The organism is Paraglaciecola mesophila (genome assembly GCF_009906955.1).
Taxonomy (GTDB): Bacteria; Pseudomonadota; Gammaproteobacteria; order Enterobacterales; family Alteromonadaceae; genus Paraglaciecola; species Paraglaciecola mesophila_A.
The window spans coordinates 57,976-73,449 of record NZ_CP047656.1 but is presented as its reverse complement, the minus strand read 5'-3'; the positions used below and the strand labels follow the sequence as shown (position 1 = coordinate 73,449).

The 15,474-nt window shown below is 44.0% G+C and carries 12 protein-coding genes; 5 read left to right on the top strand and 7 right to left on the bottom strand.

Annotated features, from left to right (window positions below; genetic code table 11):
- Window positions 1-48 precede the first annotated feature (48 nt).
- From FX988_RS00300 to smc, 4 genes are read right to left on the bottom strand one after another with little or no spacing between them, the layout of a single operon-like run.
- Window positions 49-387 carry a DUF3392 domain-containing protein gene (locus tag FX988_RS00300; protein WP_160177806.1) on the bottom strand — a complete coding sequence of 113 codons (339 nt, stop codon included), beginning with the start codon at window positions 385-387 and terminating at the stop codon, window positions 49-51.
- Between the two features lie 3 nt (window positions 388-390).
- Entirely contained in the window at window positions 391-2,424 is a 2,034-nt protein-coding gene (gene ligA, locus FX988_RS00295) for an NAD-dependent DNA ligase LigA (RefSeq protein WP_160177805.1), read from the bottom strand.
- 50 nt (window positions 2,425-2,474) lie between these two features.
- The gene (zipA, locus tag FX988_RS00290) at window positions 2,475-3,803 is read right to left on the bottom strand and encodes a cell division protein ZipA (RefSeq protein ID WP_160177804.1); all 1,329 of its coding nucleotides are present in this window, start codon (window positions 3,801-3,803) and stop codon (window positions 2,475-2,477) included.
- Between the two features lie 22 nt (window positions 3,804-3,825).
- Window positions 3,826-7,320, bottom strand: coding sequence for a chromosome segregation protein SMC (gene smc / locus FX988_RS00285; protein WP_160182044.1), 3,495 nt, complete (start codon window positions 7,318-7,320; stop codon window positions 3,826-3,828).
- Window positions 7,321-7,535: 215 nt separating this feature from the next.
- Here smc and cysZ point away from each other — a divergent pair, with 215 nt between their 5' ends.
- Window positions 7,536-8,270, top strand: coding sequence for a sulfate transporter CysZ (gene cysZ / locus FX988_RS00280; RefSeq protein ID WP_160177803.1), 735 nt, complete (start codon window positions 7,536-7,538; stop codon window positions 8,268-8,270).
- Between the two features lie 48 nt (window positions 8,271-8,318).
- On the opposite strand, the gene FX988_RS00275 is transcribed toward cysZ, so the two are convergent.
- Window positions 8,319-9,392 (bottom strand): 2-dehydropantoate 2-reductase, encoded by a 1,074-nt coding sequence (locus tag FX988_RS00275; RefSeq protein ID WP_160177802.1) that lies wholly within the window; start codon window positions 9,390-9,392, stop codon window positions 8,319-8,321.
- 320 nt (window positions 9,393-9,712) lie between these two features.
- Here FX988_RS00275 and FX988_RS00270 point away from each other — a divergent pair, with 320 nt between their 5' ends.
- The 4 genes from FX988_RS00270 to FX988_RS00255 all read left to right on the top strand — a co-directional run bounded on the left by FX988_RS00270 (window position 9,713) and on the right by FX988_RS00255 (window position 13,966).
- Window positions 9,713-10,738 (top strand): GGDEF domain-containing protein, encoded by a 1,026-nt coding sequence (locus tag FX988_RS00270; protein ID WP_160177801.1) that lies wholly within the window; start codon window positions 9,713-9,715, stop codon window positions 10,736-10,738.
- Between the two features lie 4 nt (window positions 10,739-10,742).
- The gene (locus FX988_RS00265; protein WP_160177800.1) at window positions 10,743-12,005 is read left to right on the top strand and encodes a glycosyltransferase; all 1,263 of its coding nucleotides are present in this window, start codon (window positions 10,743-10,745) and stop codon (window positions 12,003-12,005) included.
- Window positions 12,006-12,175: 170 nt separating this feature from the next.
- Window positions 12,176-13,561, top strand: a complete 1,386-nt coding sequence (locus FX988_RS00260) for a diguanylate cyclase (RefSeq protein ID WP_160182043.1) — start codon at window positions 12,176-12,178, stop codon at window positions 13,559-13,561.
- Window positions 13,562-13,666: 105 nt separating this feature from the next.
- Window positions 13,667-13,966, top strand: coding sequence for a 2OG-Fe(II) oxygenase (locus FX988_RS00255; protein WP_160177799.1), 300 nt, complete (start codon window positions 13,667-13,669; stop codon window positions 13,964-13,966).
- A gap of 37 nt (window positions 13,967-14,003) precedes the next feature.
- Here the strand turns inward: FX988_RS00255 and FX988_RS00250 are convergent, their stop codons facing one another.
- Both FX988_RS00250 and FX988_RS00245 read right to left on the bottom strand, forming a co-directional pair.
- Window positions 14,004-14,723: a DUF3307 domain-containing protein gene (locus FX988_RS00250; RefSeq protein ID WP_160177798.1), complete on the bottom strand. Its 720-nt coding sequence runs from the start codon at window positions 14,721-14,723 to the stop codon at window positions 14,004-14,006.
- Window positions 14,723-15,355: a MarR family transcriptional regulator gene (locus tag FX988_RS00245; protein ID WP_160177797.1), complete on the bottom strand. Its 633-nt coding sequence runs from the start codon at window positions 15,353-15,355 to the stop codon at window positions 14,723-14,725. Before FX988_RS00245 ends, FX988_RS00250 begins: the two co-directional genes overlap by 1 nt.
- Window positions 15,356-15,474: the final 119 nt, after the last annotated feature.

Below are 15,474 nucleotides of genomic sequence, written 5' to 3'. Positions count from 1 at the left end.
AAACCAGCCTTTTAGCTGGTTTTATTCATGTTTTGACTTCCTTTAGCGTTATATATAACGCCTATTTTCGGCGAGATAGCCCAACAGCAAAAAGATACTTACGATACTTATTCCCCGATACACACTGGGGATCATCATCATGGTTAACTTTACATGGGGTGTGGTAAATATCACCAACGCGCCGTAACCGAAGGCGCAGATCAGTACAAACACAACGGTTCTTAACAAAAAATGATACGGTGATAAGATATGCTTGATTTTCTTATTTAGAATGTCGCCATAAATAACCAACACCGTCGCCACAATCGTCATGGCAATTTCATTATAATACGGGCTGACCCAGTGGGTTAATGTGCGTAAAACGTCGAAGATAACTGATGTTTCCATTTCTTACTCATCAAGCTCAGCAAACATAGCGAGCATTTCATCTTCGTTCATCACTTTCACACCCAAATCTTGTGCTTTGGTTAACTTTGAACCGGCTTTTTCCCCTGCCACTAAGCAGTTTGTTTTAGCTGAAACACTACCGGACACTTTTGCGCCTAGGCTCTGCAACTTAGCTTTAGCCTGATTGCGATCCATCACATTCAGTGTTCCGGTTAGTACATACACCTGCCCCGCAAGGGGTAACTGATCCACCGCTATTTTTTCAATTTTAGGCCAATACACGCCGGCTTCTTGTAGCGCCGAAATAACCTCAAGGTTATGTTCTTCTTGGAAAAAATTAAAAACATGCTGGGCCACAATCACCCCAACGTCGGATACCCCTTGCAATGCTTCGAGATCAGCTTGTTTTATTGCCTCAAGGGTTAGAAAATGCAGTGCTAAATTTTGTGCTGTCGCTTCGCCGACTTCGCGAATACCAAGGGAATATAGAAATTTGGCTAACGTGGTTTTTTTACTTTTCTCTAGGGAGTTCACCAAATTTACCGCTGATTTTTCCCCCATTCTCTCCATGCTTGCTAAGGGCGCAATATCTAGCGCAAAAAAATCTGCTGGGCTTTTAACCATGTCAGCGTCAACTAATTGTTCAATCAATTTGTCGCCTAAACCGTCAATATCCAACGCTTTACGTGAGGCAAAATGCTTCATGGCTTCTTTACGTTGGGCTTTGCAATACAAGCCTCCCGTGCAACGCGCAACCGCTTCTCCTTCGAGTTTCTCTACCGCAGAGCCACACACTGGGCACATTGTTGGGAACACAATGTCTGTGCCATCATCAGGGCGTTTATCAGCCACAATAGCGACGATTTGCGGGATAACGTCACCTGCGCGACGAATGATCACGCTATCGCCTATTTTTATCCCTAAGCGATCGATCTCATCTTGATTGTGCAATGTGGCATTAGATACCGTTACACCGCCGACAAACGTCGGAGCGAGACGCGCAACCGGCGTAACTGCGCCAGTTCTGCCGACCTGAAATTCGACGTCTAACAAGGTGCTCATTTCTTCTTGAGCAGGAAATTTATGGGCAATCGCCCAACGTGGTGCCCGAGCAACAAAGCCCAGCTCTTGTTGCATTGCAATTTCGTCAACCTTAAACACGACACCGTCAATGTCATAGCTTAGCCCACTGCGCAGTGCACCGATTTTATGAAAATAGGTCAGGCACTCTTTTGCACCTTGAGCGACCTCTAACTCTTTACTAAGGGGTAAACCCCAATCGCTGAGTTGTTTTAAGCGCCCAGAATGGGTGATAGCTAAAGGTTGCTGTACGTTTTCAACTAAACCTAACGAATAACTGTAAAATAAGAGAGGTCGTGCAGCTGTGATTTTAGGGTCAAGCTGACGCAAACTGCCTGCAGCGGCATTTCTGGGGTTAACAAATGGTTTTTTACCCTTTTTAATTTGCGCCACGTTTAACGTTTCGAAGCCTGCTCGGGTCATGATCACCTCACCACGTACTTCTAAACGCTGGGGGAAATCTTCACCGCGTAAACGTAATGGGACGTTAGCGATAGTACGAACATTGGTAGTAATGTTCTCACCTACCCGACCATCACCTCGCGTTGCGGCACGTACCAACTTTCCATTTTCATACAAAATACTCACGGCTAAGCCGTCAAGCTTGGGTTCACAGCTAAAACTAATTTCGCTTGTTATCTTTAAACGGTCTTTAATACGCTTTTCAAAGGCAATCATATCGTCTTCATCAAAGGCATTATCAAGAGACAACATGGGTACTTCATGTTCAACTTGCTCGAACGCGCTAAGCGCTGCACCGCCGACCTTTTGTGAGGGGGAATCGGGGCTACGTAAATCAGGGTGAGCTTTCTCAATATCAAGCAGTTCATGCATTAAACGGTCATACTCGGCATCCGGCACCGAGGGGTTGTCCTGCACATAATACTGATAGTTGTATTCATTGATGATGTTGATAAGTTGCGTCAGCCGTTGAGCAGGCGACAAAGCATTAGACATATAATGTTCCAAGATATTCATAGAAAACAGGGAGCGTAAACTCCCTAAAATTAGCGGTGTATCATTCTCTTACGTTCGAACTCACGGATCCGCTCAACGTATTGCTGCAAACCTTGTTTGGTTAACATGCTACGGCGGCCATCAAGAATGTGAGCGTTAAATTCATCTGCAATTTTGCGCGTCGCATTATGCATCATATTAAAAACCTGATGTGGATCACCCTCAATAGGCAAAATCATAAACAAGGTGATCCCCTGGGTGGTGAAGTTCTCTAAATTATCAATGTCAAATACACCCGGTTTAAACATATTGGCCAGACTAAATAGTACCGGCCCTTTGCCATTTGCGTTGACATGACGATGAAAAATATCTTGATCGCCAAATTTAAACCCTAAGGTCAGCAACATAGGTAACAAAGCAGCCCCTTGGATTGGTGCGTCATCCGCCGTTTTAACATTCAGCACGAGCACTTCTTGTGGCTGATCTTGAGTGGGAGTTTGGCTTTTCCCCGAGGCTTCATTTTGTTGTGGTTTAGTTGCTGATGCATCGCTGGTGCTAAGTTGTTCGTCAAAATCAATATTAAGTTGGTCTTCAGTAAATTTCGGCTCTCTTCGTTTACGACCTGCACCATCTTGTTTACGAGTATGCAAAACTTTTTGTGCCACATCTTGGTTCACAGCTTGTTGGTTCACCGCTTGCTCTTGCGTCTCTTGTGCCACAGTTGCTGTTTTTGTCCGCTGAGGAGTCTGCGCTGTATCATTGCCTTTGAGCAGAAATGTGGGTGGCTCAGGTATGTCTTGCGAAGGTTTACTGCCCGCGCTGGCATAATGATGTTGTGCTGTATATTCTGGCTTAGGCTGTGTCACAACTGAGGCATATACCTTGCCCGGCGTCACGGGCGGTTTAGGCGCTGCTTTGGGGGCAGTGTCAGCTGAAGTATCAGCAGATTCTGGAAACGTCGATGCATTTTGTGTCGAAGATTCCGCCGTCTGTTCTTGCTGAGATTGACCACTAAAGGCTAGGTCGTCGTCAAAGGATTTAGAAATATCTTTTTGGTTATCTGTCACTGAATCAGCGACCGGTACTGGCGTAGTTTCATCTGTAGCAGCTTTGTTACTACTGACGACCCGAACTGGGCCCACGCCGAGATCGTCAAAACCACTTTTCATCTCATGCATGTCGTCGTCATCATCATCTAACGAAAAGCTAGGCTCTGATGATCGTTCCCTGTTTACATCCTTGTGACGCCCAACTTCAAACTGTGCTCTTGATTTTGATTTTCCCGAAGACTTGCGAGATACCCACAAGCCATGAATTAACACCCCAGCGATCGCCAAGGTTCCTACTACAAATAACGTCCAGCGTAATACATCTTCCATCGAATTAACTCATACCCTTTTATTATGCTTGCGCGATAGCTAAAGCTTGTTCCACATCAACGGCAACCATGCGTGACACACCCGGCTCCGCCATTGTTACCCCAGTTAAGTGACTCGCCATTTCCATCGCAATTTTGTTATGGGTGATATAAATAAATTGCACACTGGCAGACATCTCACTAACCAGCTTACAAAAACGCCCCACATTGGCATCATCCAGTGGCGCATCTACCTCATCCAGCAAACAAAATGGTGCTGGATTGAGTTGAAAAATTGCGAAAACCAATGATAAAGCGGTCAGCGCTTTTTCTCCACCAGAAAGCAAGTGAATTGTACTATTTTTCTTGCCCGGTGGCCGCGCCATTATGCTCACCCCTGTTTCCAGCAAGTCATCATCCGTTAAGGCTAAGTAAGCAGAGCCTCCCCCAAACACCTTAGGAAACAAAGTTTGCAGACCATTATTAACGCGATCAAAGGTATTTTTAAAGCGAGTTCTGGTTTCTTTGTCAATTTTCCGAATGGCTTGCTCTAACGTCTCAAGTGCTGATTCAAGATCTTGATTTTGTTCGTCTAAATGTTGTTTACGTTGGGCTTGAACATCGTACTCCTCTACGGCCGCTAAGTTGACCGCTCCTAGGCGAGCAACGGCAGAAACGGTACGGTCTAATTGTTCTTGCCAGCGTTTTTCATCCGTGGTTTCACTCAGCCTTTCGAGTATAGGTTGCAACTGTACTTTGGCTTCATTCAGTTGTTCAATCACACTTTTAGCGCGCACACGATAACCTTCGCACTCAACCTGACTGGCTTGTATATTTTGCTGCATCTGATGAATTTGCGCATTAATGCCTTGTTGACCTTTTTCAATCAGGTCAAGCTGATGCTCAATTTCCCCTAACTCACTGTGCAACTTTTTCTGCTCTTCATCCAACTTATTATGTTTAAGTAACATCGTTTGCAACGCACTGCCTTGTTCATCTAAAGGCGTAGACAACAACGTTAACTCGCTGTTCAATTGCTCTTTTTTATAGAGCATATTTTGTAACTGTGCGGTTTCCTTCGCATGAATACTCTTAAGGCTTTGCCACTCTCCCTGATGACCTTTGAGTGTCAATGCCCCTTGATGCAGTTGTGCTTTTAAGGTATCCACCTGGTGTCGCTGATCTCGCAGTTGATTGTTAAGTGCTTCTCGCTGCTTTTCAATGTCGCTTTGCTGATCTTCTAAGCCCAATAAGGTTTCTGCCAATTCCTCGGTTTGCGCGGTCGTTTCAGCTAAATCAGCTTGCTCTTTGAGCAATATTTCTTGTTGTCTTTTGAGTTCCACATGCAGCTTTTGACTACGCTGTGCATTCGTTTGTTGTTGCTGGGTTAGCCATTGAGCGTGATTTTTCTTCTGACTTAATGCCTCGTTACAACGTGACAAGGTGCCCTGAGCTTGCTCTTTACTGTGATTTAGGCGTTCAACCTTTTGTTGTGCTTGCTCATTACTGTGCCGCGCTGAATCACATTGTTGCTGTATTGCAGGTAATTTACTTTCAAGCGTAGCAATCATGTTTGCACGCTGAATGTTGCCCCCTGCCTCTTCGCTACAGCCGTCAACTACCCAGTTATCGCCAAGCCACAATCCATCGGCACTCACAACGCTTTGTCCCTTGCCCAAAGAGTGCCTAAGCGCTAACGCTTCTTCTCGTGTTTTCGCAATGCGAATGTCCGCCATCCACTGTGGAACAACCCCCTTTGTCATGACCGAACCTAACGTGCCAACTTCACTCGAGGAATTTTCTAGTTGACTGGATTGGCTGTCAATCACCAACACTATGCCCTGCCATTTTGCTTCTTCAAATAAAGTGATATCGCACGAACTCTGCACTAGCAGGGCATTTTTTAGCTGAGCGCTGACCGCTTCAACAGCGCTCTCCCATCCAGGGGTCACACGCAGTGTCGCTTGCCAAGGTTGGCTGTCTATGCCTTTTTCAAGCAGCTTTTGTTGATATTCTTCATAACCTTTTGATAAATCTTGCACACTTTGTAGCGCGTTAATTTGCGCCTCTATTGCGTGTAGTTCCCCTTGAGTTTTGGTTTGTGCATCACTAAATGCTCGCCAATCTAGCTGAGCTTGATGCAAAGCCTCCGATTGTGCTTGATACTGCAGTTGTGCTTCATCATGCTGCTCTTGAGCTAACTGTTGCTGTGCATGAGCTTGTTCAATTTGCACATTACACTCTTCGCTATCGAAGCTATTTATCTCACTCTTGATTTCACTAATACGTTCTTCACTACGCATTTGCATCGCCAAGATAGATTGAATTTTACCGTGATAGCTTTGCGCTTGCTGTTTGTACTTTTGATAAGTGTGTTCTTGTTCGCGCCACTGATTTTGCTCCGTTAGCGTGCGTTCTTCCAAGTTCTGCAATTGCCAAATGGCATCTTCTAAGGCGTGTTCAGCTAATGCATGTTCAGGCTCGTACTTATCAATTGTGACGGTTAAATCAGCTATTCGTAACACATTCGTTTTTTGTTCAGCTTCACTGTCTTGTATCGCTTCGTTAAGCGTGCCTAACTCTTGGTTGATTTGGCTGATACGCTGTTTGCTATGCAATTGATTTTGCTCTAGGCGAGTAATGTCAGTACCGAGACGAAAATAGGCTTGTTGGCTATCTTGCAGTTGTTGCTTAAGATCTTGCTGACGCGTGCGATAGAGGGTGATTTCTTTCTCATCACCCCGTTGGCGAGCGATAAAAGCCTCTAAATCAGCTTCTTGTTGCTGGGTTTGTTGCTCTAAGTGAACGATTTTCGCGTTAAAGTTCGACCAACGGATCGCGGCCAGTTCATTGCGTAACTGCCGTTCTTGTTGTTTCAATTCTTTATAACGCTTTGCTGCAGCAGCTTGCTTTTCTAACTTTTGTAATTGGGCAGCCAACTCGCCACGCACATCGTCTAGGCGCTCTAAATTTTCCTTAGTATGGCGAATACGGTTTTCGGTTTCACGGCGTCGTTCTTTATATTTTGAAATACCTGCCGCTTCTTCGATAAACACTCGTAATTCTTGAGGTTTTGATTCAATTAGCCGAGAAATCGTCCCCTGCTCGATAATGGCATAACTGCGAGGGCCCAAGCCTGTACCTAAAAACAGATCGGTCACATCTCGGCGCCGGCATTTACTGTTATTCAGAAAATAGCTGGATTGACCATCTTTTGTGACCAAGCGCTTAACAGAGATTTCATTGTAGCTTGCAAACTCACCTTGAATACGCCCCGATGTATTATCAAAAACCAATTCAACCGTGCACTGAGAAACTGGCTTACGAGCACTTGAACCATTGAATATCACGTCTATCATGGCATCACCGCGTAGGTTTTTCGCAGAGCTTTCTCCTAATACCCAGCGCACAGCATCAATGACGTTAGATTTACCACAGCCGTTAGGGCCGACTATTGCGGTCATATCGTCAACAAAGGGAATGCTAGTTGGGTCAACAAAAGACTTGAACCCTGCGAGCTTTATTTTCTTTAAGCGCATGAATAAAAAGGTGATTCCGGTTTTATCGTTATTTTGGGAAACACTAGAAATGTAGCAAAACTCACTCCGTGTAACAATTGACGTTTTGCCGTGACCTAGTTCATCAGTATAATACCCCAAGATAGCATCGATATTTGCCAATTAATTCAACGTATTAGACAATTTTCGGCAAACAATCATTAAATGTACAAATAGTATACAAAAGAGGCTACACATTGAATTACTTCTTACAGGGCTTTTCCCTTATTCAAACCAAAGGCTTAAAGCGCTTTGTTTTTATTCCCTTGATGGTTAATTTGCTCCTGTTCGGTGTTGCATTCTATGCACTTTTTGGGCAAATAGACGGGGCGATTGTGTGGTTGGTTGATTTAATACCAGACTGGCTAGGGTGGCTTAAATCAGCATTGAGTTACATTATTTGGCCCCTTGCAGTGATCAGTATCTTACTTATTTTTGCGCTTATTTTCGGTACATTAGCCAATTGGATTGCTGCCCCTTTTAATGGCTTGTTGGCGGAAAAAGTTGAGAAACACCTCACAGGGCAGGATTTAGGCGATACAGGGGTATTAGACGTAGTTAAAGATATTCCCCGAACGTTAGGCCGTGAATTTGCAAAGCTTGCCTACTACATACCACGCGCATTGGGTTTCTTGTTGTTATTTTTTATATTGCCTGTATTTGGTCAAATACTGTGGTTTTTGTTTTCGGCATGGATGATGGCCATCCAGTATTGCGATTACCCCTTTGACAATCACAAAGTGCCGTTCAAAGACATGCGAAGAACGCTAAACCAGAGTCGAGGAAATTGCTTTAGCTTTGGTATTGGGGCTAGCATTTTCTCTATGATCCCCATAGTCAATTTTCTTGTCATGCCGGTTGCCATATGCGGCGCAACAGCAATGTGGGTAGATAATCTAAAACCCAAACTGTTAAACGACGTTAACGCGTAACCGTTGACGTCGTTTTTATCACAGTACAACGTGCTTATAACGCCTTCATCATCGAATCAATTTTTGTAGCTGTTTAGCGCTCACCGGGCGGGCAAGATCGACGCCCGTCGCTCGGGGAGTATTAATGTTGCTGCCCGCTTTTGTCTCATTGTCGTGAGATAATGCCATTATCAGTGCCACAATGCGTTTATTCGCCGGGGTTGATACGCCTATTCGCGCTCCCGTATCAACCACGGCACCGTTGAGATACCTGATCTCAGTTGGCTTGCCTTGTGACATATCCCACCACATTGACGTGCGTACATTTGGATCCACCGCCAGCATTTTATTCGCAACGCGGGTAAACAAGAAATTCGGCAGTTTGAGTACATAAGGGATCACACTTGCGGGCACTGACGTGACCTTTGGCAAGGTCAGCCCTAGCTCGCTCGAGACGGCCAATAACTCTTGCATTAACGTAGCGATAACTAACCGATAACCTCGCTGTTCTAACATGCTTTTAACCGGAATATCGGCAAGCGCATTAATGCTATTGCCTAAATTCAACTGTAATTTAGCCCACAATAATGCTTGCATATCTTGCGTTAGCGCAACGGGCAACAAGGGGCTATTCAATAAACTCATTAAATCAGTGCTTACGTTGGCTTGGCTTGATTGCTCAATGGTGAGATGCCCTTCTGAACCTCGATGCAAATGGCCTTGTTCTAACTCGACGACATTAAATGGCACCATAACACGCAACACGATATTGTCAGGAAAGGCATCTTTGACTTGTTTATCTGAGCCCAAACCATTTTGACAACATAATATTACCGTATCCTTATTGACCAAAGGCTTAATATCCTGCACGGCTTGGTCAACACTGTGGCATTTCACGGTTAACCATAAAAAATCGCAGTTAATATGCTCTGCTGAAAGTTTAGCCAATATGTCACTATCAAGAAAGTTAAGCTGCTCAGCACGGGCGTGATGCTCTTGGTAGTCAGTTAATGTCACCCCTTGCGCTAACTTATTTCTGACGGAAGCTCGACAAACAAGCGCCACATTTATCCCTAAATGGTGCATACAGGCACCTAAAAAACTGCCTATTAAACCGGCTCCAAATACTACATGAGACGACATACGGCTCCTTTAACAGATTGATAACATTCATTTAATTTGCACCAAATTAACACATACACTTATGAAGCATACAAAAATTTCATACAATAGGGTTTTATGCCAAGCTCGAGCTGGACAATTTGACTTATTTGTACGCTATTTTTCGCCACCTCTTCGTTTATGCGGCGCTGTTTATCTTAGTTGTTTATTTCGTAGAGGCCCAGCGGCCGCTGTTACGTGACTGGTTTCTACCATTGCCGTGGATTGGCTACGTTGCATTAGGTGTAAGTGCAGTAATAGCGCTACAATTTGGCCGAAGCCGACTTTTTTGGTGCTGCGTCATGCTGGCTATATTACTGCTTATAGGCCATGAAAAAATAGACCTCTCGTCTGAATTTAGCCGCCGTTTACCGCTAATCGTGCTCATGATACTCAGTTATTTAAGTTGTGTTAAAGACAGCGGTTTTTCAGGGCACAATGTGGCGGTAACCTTGGTAAAACTGTTCGTTGTCACTGTGCTAAGTTGGGCTGCATTAACGTACTTGCCAGCGCTAGTCCAAAACCATCTGAGTCCAATGTATACCTTTGCTAACCAGATTGCCCCTGGATTGAATGCCATATACACCCCATTAGAGTGGCTGTTGGTTGGGTTGGCATTGGTTACCTGTTTGTTGCGCTTTATCTTTGTGACGGATAATAATCATGCAGCATTGCTTTTAGGCGCCCTACTCGTTGCCATTATGCCAGCTTATTCGGGCTTTGAATTGCATAGCGTTTTAACCCTCGTTTTAGCCACAAGCTTTGTCTACGCCATGTTAAAAGACAGCTTTAACATGGCGTTTAAGGATGAACTGACAGGTGTCCCCTCACGTAGAGCGTTAATGCAATACGTAAACACCCTTGGACGTAAATATGTGGTGGTTATGGCAGATATAGATCATTTTAAGAAGTTTAACGATACCTACGGTCATGACGTTGGTGACGAAGTGCTAAAATTGGTAGCCAGTCGGTTAAATAAAATCGGCGGAGGTGGCAAAGCGTTTCGCTTTGGTGGTGAGGAATTTATTATGATATTCCCTCGAAAAACCCCGCAGCAAGCCTTGCCTTTTGTAGAGCAAATTCGGCAACTTATCGCAGATTATCCCATCGCCTTACGTGAAAAACCCCGTCCTAAGAAGGCCCCTAAGCGTGGTACTGGCAAACCAAATCAAGGTAAAACAGTTAAAATTACCGCCAGCTTTGGGATCGCAAAGCGTAGCAGCGAGTTCAATCAGTTCAGTGATATCATGAAGCAGGCCGATATCGCCTTATATACAGCGAAAAAAGCGGGCCGTAACTGCGTGCAGCTTGCGAAGCAACCCGAGTAATATTATGTCAATTCAACACGTTTTAGTTATCGGCTATGTTTGGCCAGAGCCTAACTCCTCTGCAGCTGGCCAACATATGATGAGCCTACTAACCCTGTTTATTGAGCAAGGCTGGACGGTCAGTTTTGCCAGCCCCGCTGTACAAGGCGAGCATAAAATCGACCTCACTGAAATGGGCATTAGTGAGCACAGTATTGCCCTTAATTGCAGTAGCTTTGATGATTTTATTGTGCGCCAAGCACCGGATCTCGTGTTGTTCGATCGTTTTATGTTAGAAGAACAGTTCGGCTGGCGCGTGGCCAAACACTGTCCAGATGCGCTTCGCGTGCTTGATACTGAGGATCTCCACAGTTTACGCAATGCTCGCCACCTTGCATTTAAGCAAGATAGACCTGTTAATGAGTGCGACCTCAAAAGCGATTTGGCTTTGCGTGAAATTGCCTCAATCTATCGCTGTGACATCAGTTTAATCATTTCTGATTACGAATACACTTTGCTGCAAAATACCTTTAAAGTACCAGAGTACTTGCTTCATCACTGCCCTTTTATGCTTGATTTAGAAGGTGCCGGCGAGCAAACACTAGGCAAAACATTTTCCCAGCGACAGCATTTTATTAGCATCGGGAATTTTCGCCACGAGCCCAATTGGAACGCCGTGCTGTGGTTAAAATCAGAGATTTGGCCCTTGATCCGTCAAGCCCTCCCCACAGCGCAGTTGCATGTTTATGGTGCGTATCCACCGCCAAAAGCAACCCAGTTGCATAACCCAAAGCAAGGCTTTCATATTAAGGGTTGGGCAGAAGATGCAAAAGCAGTGATGAGAGATGCAAGAGTTTGCGTTGCTCCTCTTCGTTTTGGCGCTGGAATAAAAGGCAAATTGGCCGAAGCCATGCTTTGTCAAACACCTAGTGTGACGACCTCGATTGGTGTTGAAGGTATGTGCGGCGACAGCCAATGGCCAGGTGCTGTGGCGAATTCCGCCCAAGAGATAGCACAGCACGCTATCGCATTGTATCAGGATGACGAGAGGTGGCATCGGGCCTTGCAAAATACCAAACAAGTATTACAGCGCTTCAACAAATCAACCCTTGGGCCTGCACTAGTGGCGCACCTCACAGAAACTAAACGCAGGTTGTCTGCCCATAGACTTGAGAATTTTACCGGCAGCATGCTTCAACATCATCACCATAAAAGTACCCAGTATATGGCACAGTGGATCGAAGCCAAGAATCGTTGTGAAGATGGCTCAACAGATTTAGCGGAGTAAATATGACGGCAAATGAAACGGTTGGTTTTTGAGCGATATTTACCACTAATATAGTATGTATTTCGTTCGCTTAAATCAGTAGAATAAGCGCTTTTTTGAACGCAATGGAATAGGCGTTGAGCACTTCACAGCGAACTCATTTTTCCCCTGTTGGCTTTAAAGTGCCTATCATGCTGTTTATTATGGCGATTGCTGTTGCGATCAGCGGATACTTCACCCTGTCAGACTCGGTGGAAGAACAAAGCCGCTTACAACAACAATCTATGACCCCTGCTTTTGACTTGGTCACCGAGGAATTAGTAAAGCCCCTGCACACCGCACAAATTCTTGCCAATACACAAACCTTACGCCGCCTAATGGCTGCCAAAATCATTGACGATACCGCCATACTGGAGTTGGTTAAGCGTATGTCCGTGGACTACAACATGGACTTTTTTGTGGCCAGTGAAAACAGCCGCAAGCAATATAATGCTGACGGCAGCACATTAGCGTTAAAAGAGGGGAAAGTTGAATGGTATTTTAGAATTAAGCAACAATCTATGAATGTCGCAGCAGCGCTAGGTAATAGGCAAGATATTCATATTTATTTTGATGTGAAGGTGTTTAGTGAACAAGGCACATTTTTAGGATTTATTGGCGTGGGTAAGCGTTTGAAAACTTTTTTAGAAGCCTTTGATAGCTATAAGGATTCATTTGGTTATGATTTTGTGTTCGTGGATCATAATGACGACGTTGTATTGGCGTCAGATCCAGAACTTTTAGCCGACGGAAAACGCATTTTGTCACTCGAGCAATTATCTTGGTTTCAGGCTCTATCACCACAGCAGAAAACCTTGCCTAGTTTAAATAACACGATTGTCAAAACGGCAGATTTCACCAGCTTAATTGCTCAAATCGACTTAAAAGCATTACACTGGAAATTGTACCTAATTACCCCCCTTTCATCGCGTAAAGACGCAAGTACCCATGCTTATACCAGTCATACATCATTCGTTTTATTGATTATTTTTGTGGTGTTTGTCACAGCGCATCTTATTATTCGCTTTTTTGAACATGAGTCAGCCAAAAAACATCAACTTGATCCTCTAACACAGTTGCATAATCGAGCGCATTTGCAATGGCGTTTTGACAAAGTCGCTAGGGCCAATCAAGCCGCTAGCCTAATTATGGTTGATGTAGATAATTTCAAACGCATTAATGATACTCGTGGGCACAATGTAGGTGACAAAGTATTGATTGAAATTGCGCAATCACTGCAAAGTGAGTTGCGAGAACATGATGCTATTGCCCGCTGGGGCGGTGAAGAATTCGTTATCTTGTTACCCGCAACAAGTCTCGAAAAAGCCAAAAGCATCGCCCAACGCACCTGTACAAAAATTGCCCAACACCCATTAAAACTAGTCGATGAAGAAAGTTTATCCGTTTCTGCGAGCTTTGGCGTTACCTATACAACGCAAGCTCGTTCACTGGAGCGATTGATTAAAGTGGCAGATGATGCGTTATATGAAGCCAAGCACGCTGGAAAAAATTGTGTGCGCGTACACGAGTTAAGTTAGCCATCATAGAACTAGCTAAGCACTAATCATATTAAAAAACGATTGTTCACCTATGTTATAATTTATTTTTAGTTTTATTCTTCCAGCAATTTTCGCGGGGTGTTTGTGCTAGCTCGTGTTCGCAACAAGGTGTTATTTACCTCTAAACGTTTCTCAGCTTATTTAGTGACGTATCCAAAGCAACATAAGGTTATGAACCATATTGATCCTGTTGCAAAAGGTAAGTATTTCAAATTTAATATTGTATTACGTCAGCCAAAAATGGGCGGCGTCTTTCATTGTCAAAAATGCATAGTCAATTTGTTCGGTCGAGTGTATTTATTCAGACCTGACAAATATGAACACAGCGTCACTAGGATTGAGGAAGGAGAGCGCAAGCTATTGAGTTTTGCGCTTATTTTGTAACGCCCATTGGTTCTATCGCACTCAGAGAAATGCCGTTTTAAAGTCGATTGACCCACCAACCCAACATCAATGCACATGAAAAACTCAGTAATGTGCCCAACATCATATATTCAGTCAACTTCATGTCTCTTTCTTTTGTTAAGTCGCCAAATCGAAAAATCGTTTTCGCGGCCAACAAAAAGCCGACGCCGGCAAATTGCCCTATTAATATAAACGATATAATCAGGCAGCGCTCTAAGTAACCGATCCAACATCCTGCAGAGGCAAGGCCTGTTTGCTTATCTTTCAGCTGCGCGGTGTAATGATTAAGGGCTATTGAGATAGCGATAGAGGCGGGGCGACACGCAATCACATAGGCACAGCCTACAGCCAAATATTTTACCGTCAACAATGAAAGCAGTTGACTTTGTATCAGTTCGATATCAGCGCCGTTCAGCCCCCATGCTGCCAGTGCAACAATCAATACATGAAAAAATTGATCTAGTAAAAAATAAACCAACTTATCTGCTTGATAGGACTTCCATATATCAATAAGCAGATGAGAAAACCCTATTAAGACAATCGCTATCCAGCCTTTTACGCTTAACTCTCCTGCCAACCATAAGGCAATAACCAGCAAACCAATATGTGACAGAATATGTTTACACAAGCCCCATGAAGCATAATGATGGGTATTCCTACACGCCACCCATTGGCCTTTTTGTAGATAAAAATCCCCTAATACATGAGCCACAATCATCAATAAAAATAGCGTCATTATTCACCTTCCTTAGTTAATTTTTCCTCAAAAAACACCACATAGGCTTTGATTAAATCGGCTCCGATACGTGCTAAATGCTTTGTCACATTTTGTTGGCTGGTGCTTATTGCCTTAGCTAATTGGGTGTGAGTAGGAAAGTCCATACTTAAATAATGATAAAGCACTTGTGCTTGCTTCTGTGTATGTGAATACAACACACTATCTAAAAATTTCGTCGCTAATACTAATGCATCGTAAAAGGCGGTACTTTCGTGATGTAAGCTAATATGCCCCCTAGGCGTATTGTCTAATCCCCTGCCTGACAAAGTGAAAGCACTGCCTTGTGATACGCTAGGCTTATCGCCGTCAATAAGTTGCTCCCCTAAACCAATTGATAAGGTGATCCCTAAAGGTTGTTGAGTATTTTCAGCACTAAAAAGTAGGCTTCTCAGTTCAATCGCTGCACGCATTGCGTGTTGTGGATGTTTAAATATGAGTTGTAAACTATCACCGCGATAAATCTCACCTTGGGTATTAAAACGCGCTTGGCATTTTGCTAAGTATTTCTCCATTATATCCACTGCAAGCTGATAATCTTCTAGGGACATAGCCGTTGAATCTACCAAATCTCCGGTCAATACAGCGATCATATTCGAGCCTTAATGCGTATATTTCGTTCAATTAGGGTATCGAGTTTACGACGAACCAGAGTGAACACGCAAGAGAACAATCAATTTTGGTTGTTAATTGACTTAACAACCAAAATTGA

Bases quoted from the DNA above. Each gene is read 5' to 3' on its own strand.
- FX988_RS00300 (WP_160177806.1), bottom strand. From the start codon at position 387: ATGGAAACATCAGTTATCTTCGACGTTTTACGCACATTAACCCACTGG.
- ligA (WP_160177805.1), bottom strand. From the start codon at position 2,424: ATGTCTAATGCTTTGTCGCCTGCTCAACGGCTGACGCAACTTATCAAC.
- zipA (WP_160177804.1), bottom strand. From the start codon at position 3,803: ATGGAAGATGTATTACGCTGGACGTTATTTGTAGTAGGAACCTTGGCG.
- smc (WP_160182044.1), bottom strand. From the start codon at position 7,320: ATGCGCTTAAAGAAAATAAAGCTCGCAGGGTTCAAGTCTTTTGTTGAC.
- FX988_RS00275 (WP_160177802.1), bottom strand. From the start codon at position 9,392: ATGTCGTCTCATGTAGTATTTGGAGCCGGTTTAATAGGCAGTTTTTTA.
- FX988_RS00270 (WP_160177801.1), top strand. From the start codon at position 9,713: ATGCTGGCTATATTACTGCTTATAGGCCATGAAAAAATAGACCTCTCG.
- FX988_RS00265 (WP_160177800.1), top strand. From the start codon at position 10,743: ATGTCAATTCAACACGTTTTAGTTATCGGCTATGTTTGGCCAGAGCCT.
- FX988_RS00260 (WP_160182043.1), top strand. From the start codon at position 12,176: ATGCTGTTTATTATGGCGATTGCTGTTGCGATCAGCGGATACTTCACC.
- FX988_RS00250 (WP_160177798.1), bottom strand. From the start codon at position 14,723: ATGACGCTATTTTTATTGATGATTGTGGCTCATGTATTAGGGGATTTT.
- FX988_RS00245 (WP_160177797.1), bottom strand. From the start codon at position 15,355: ATGATCGCTGTATTGACCGGAGATTTGGTAGATTCAACGGCTATGTCC.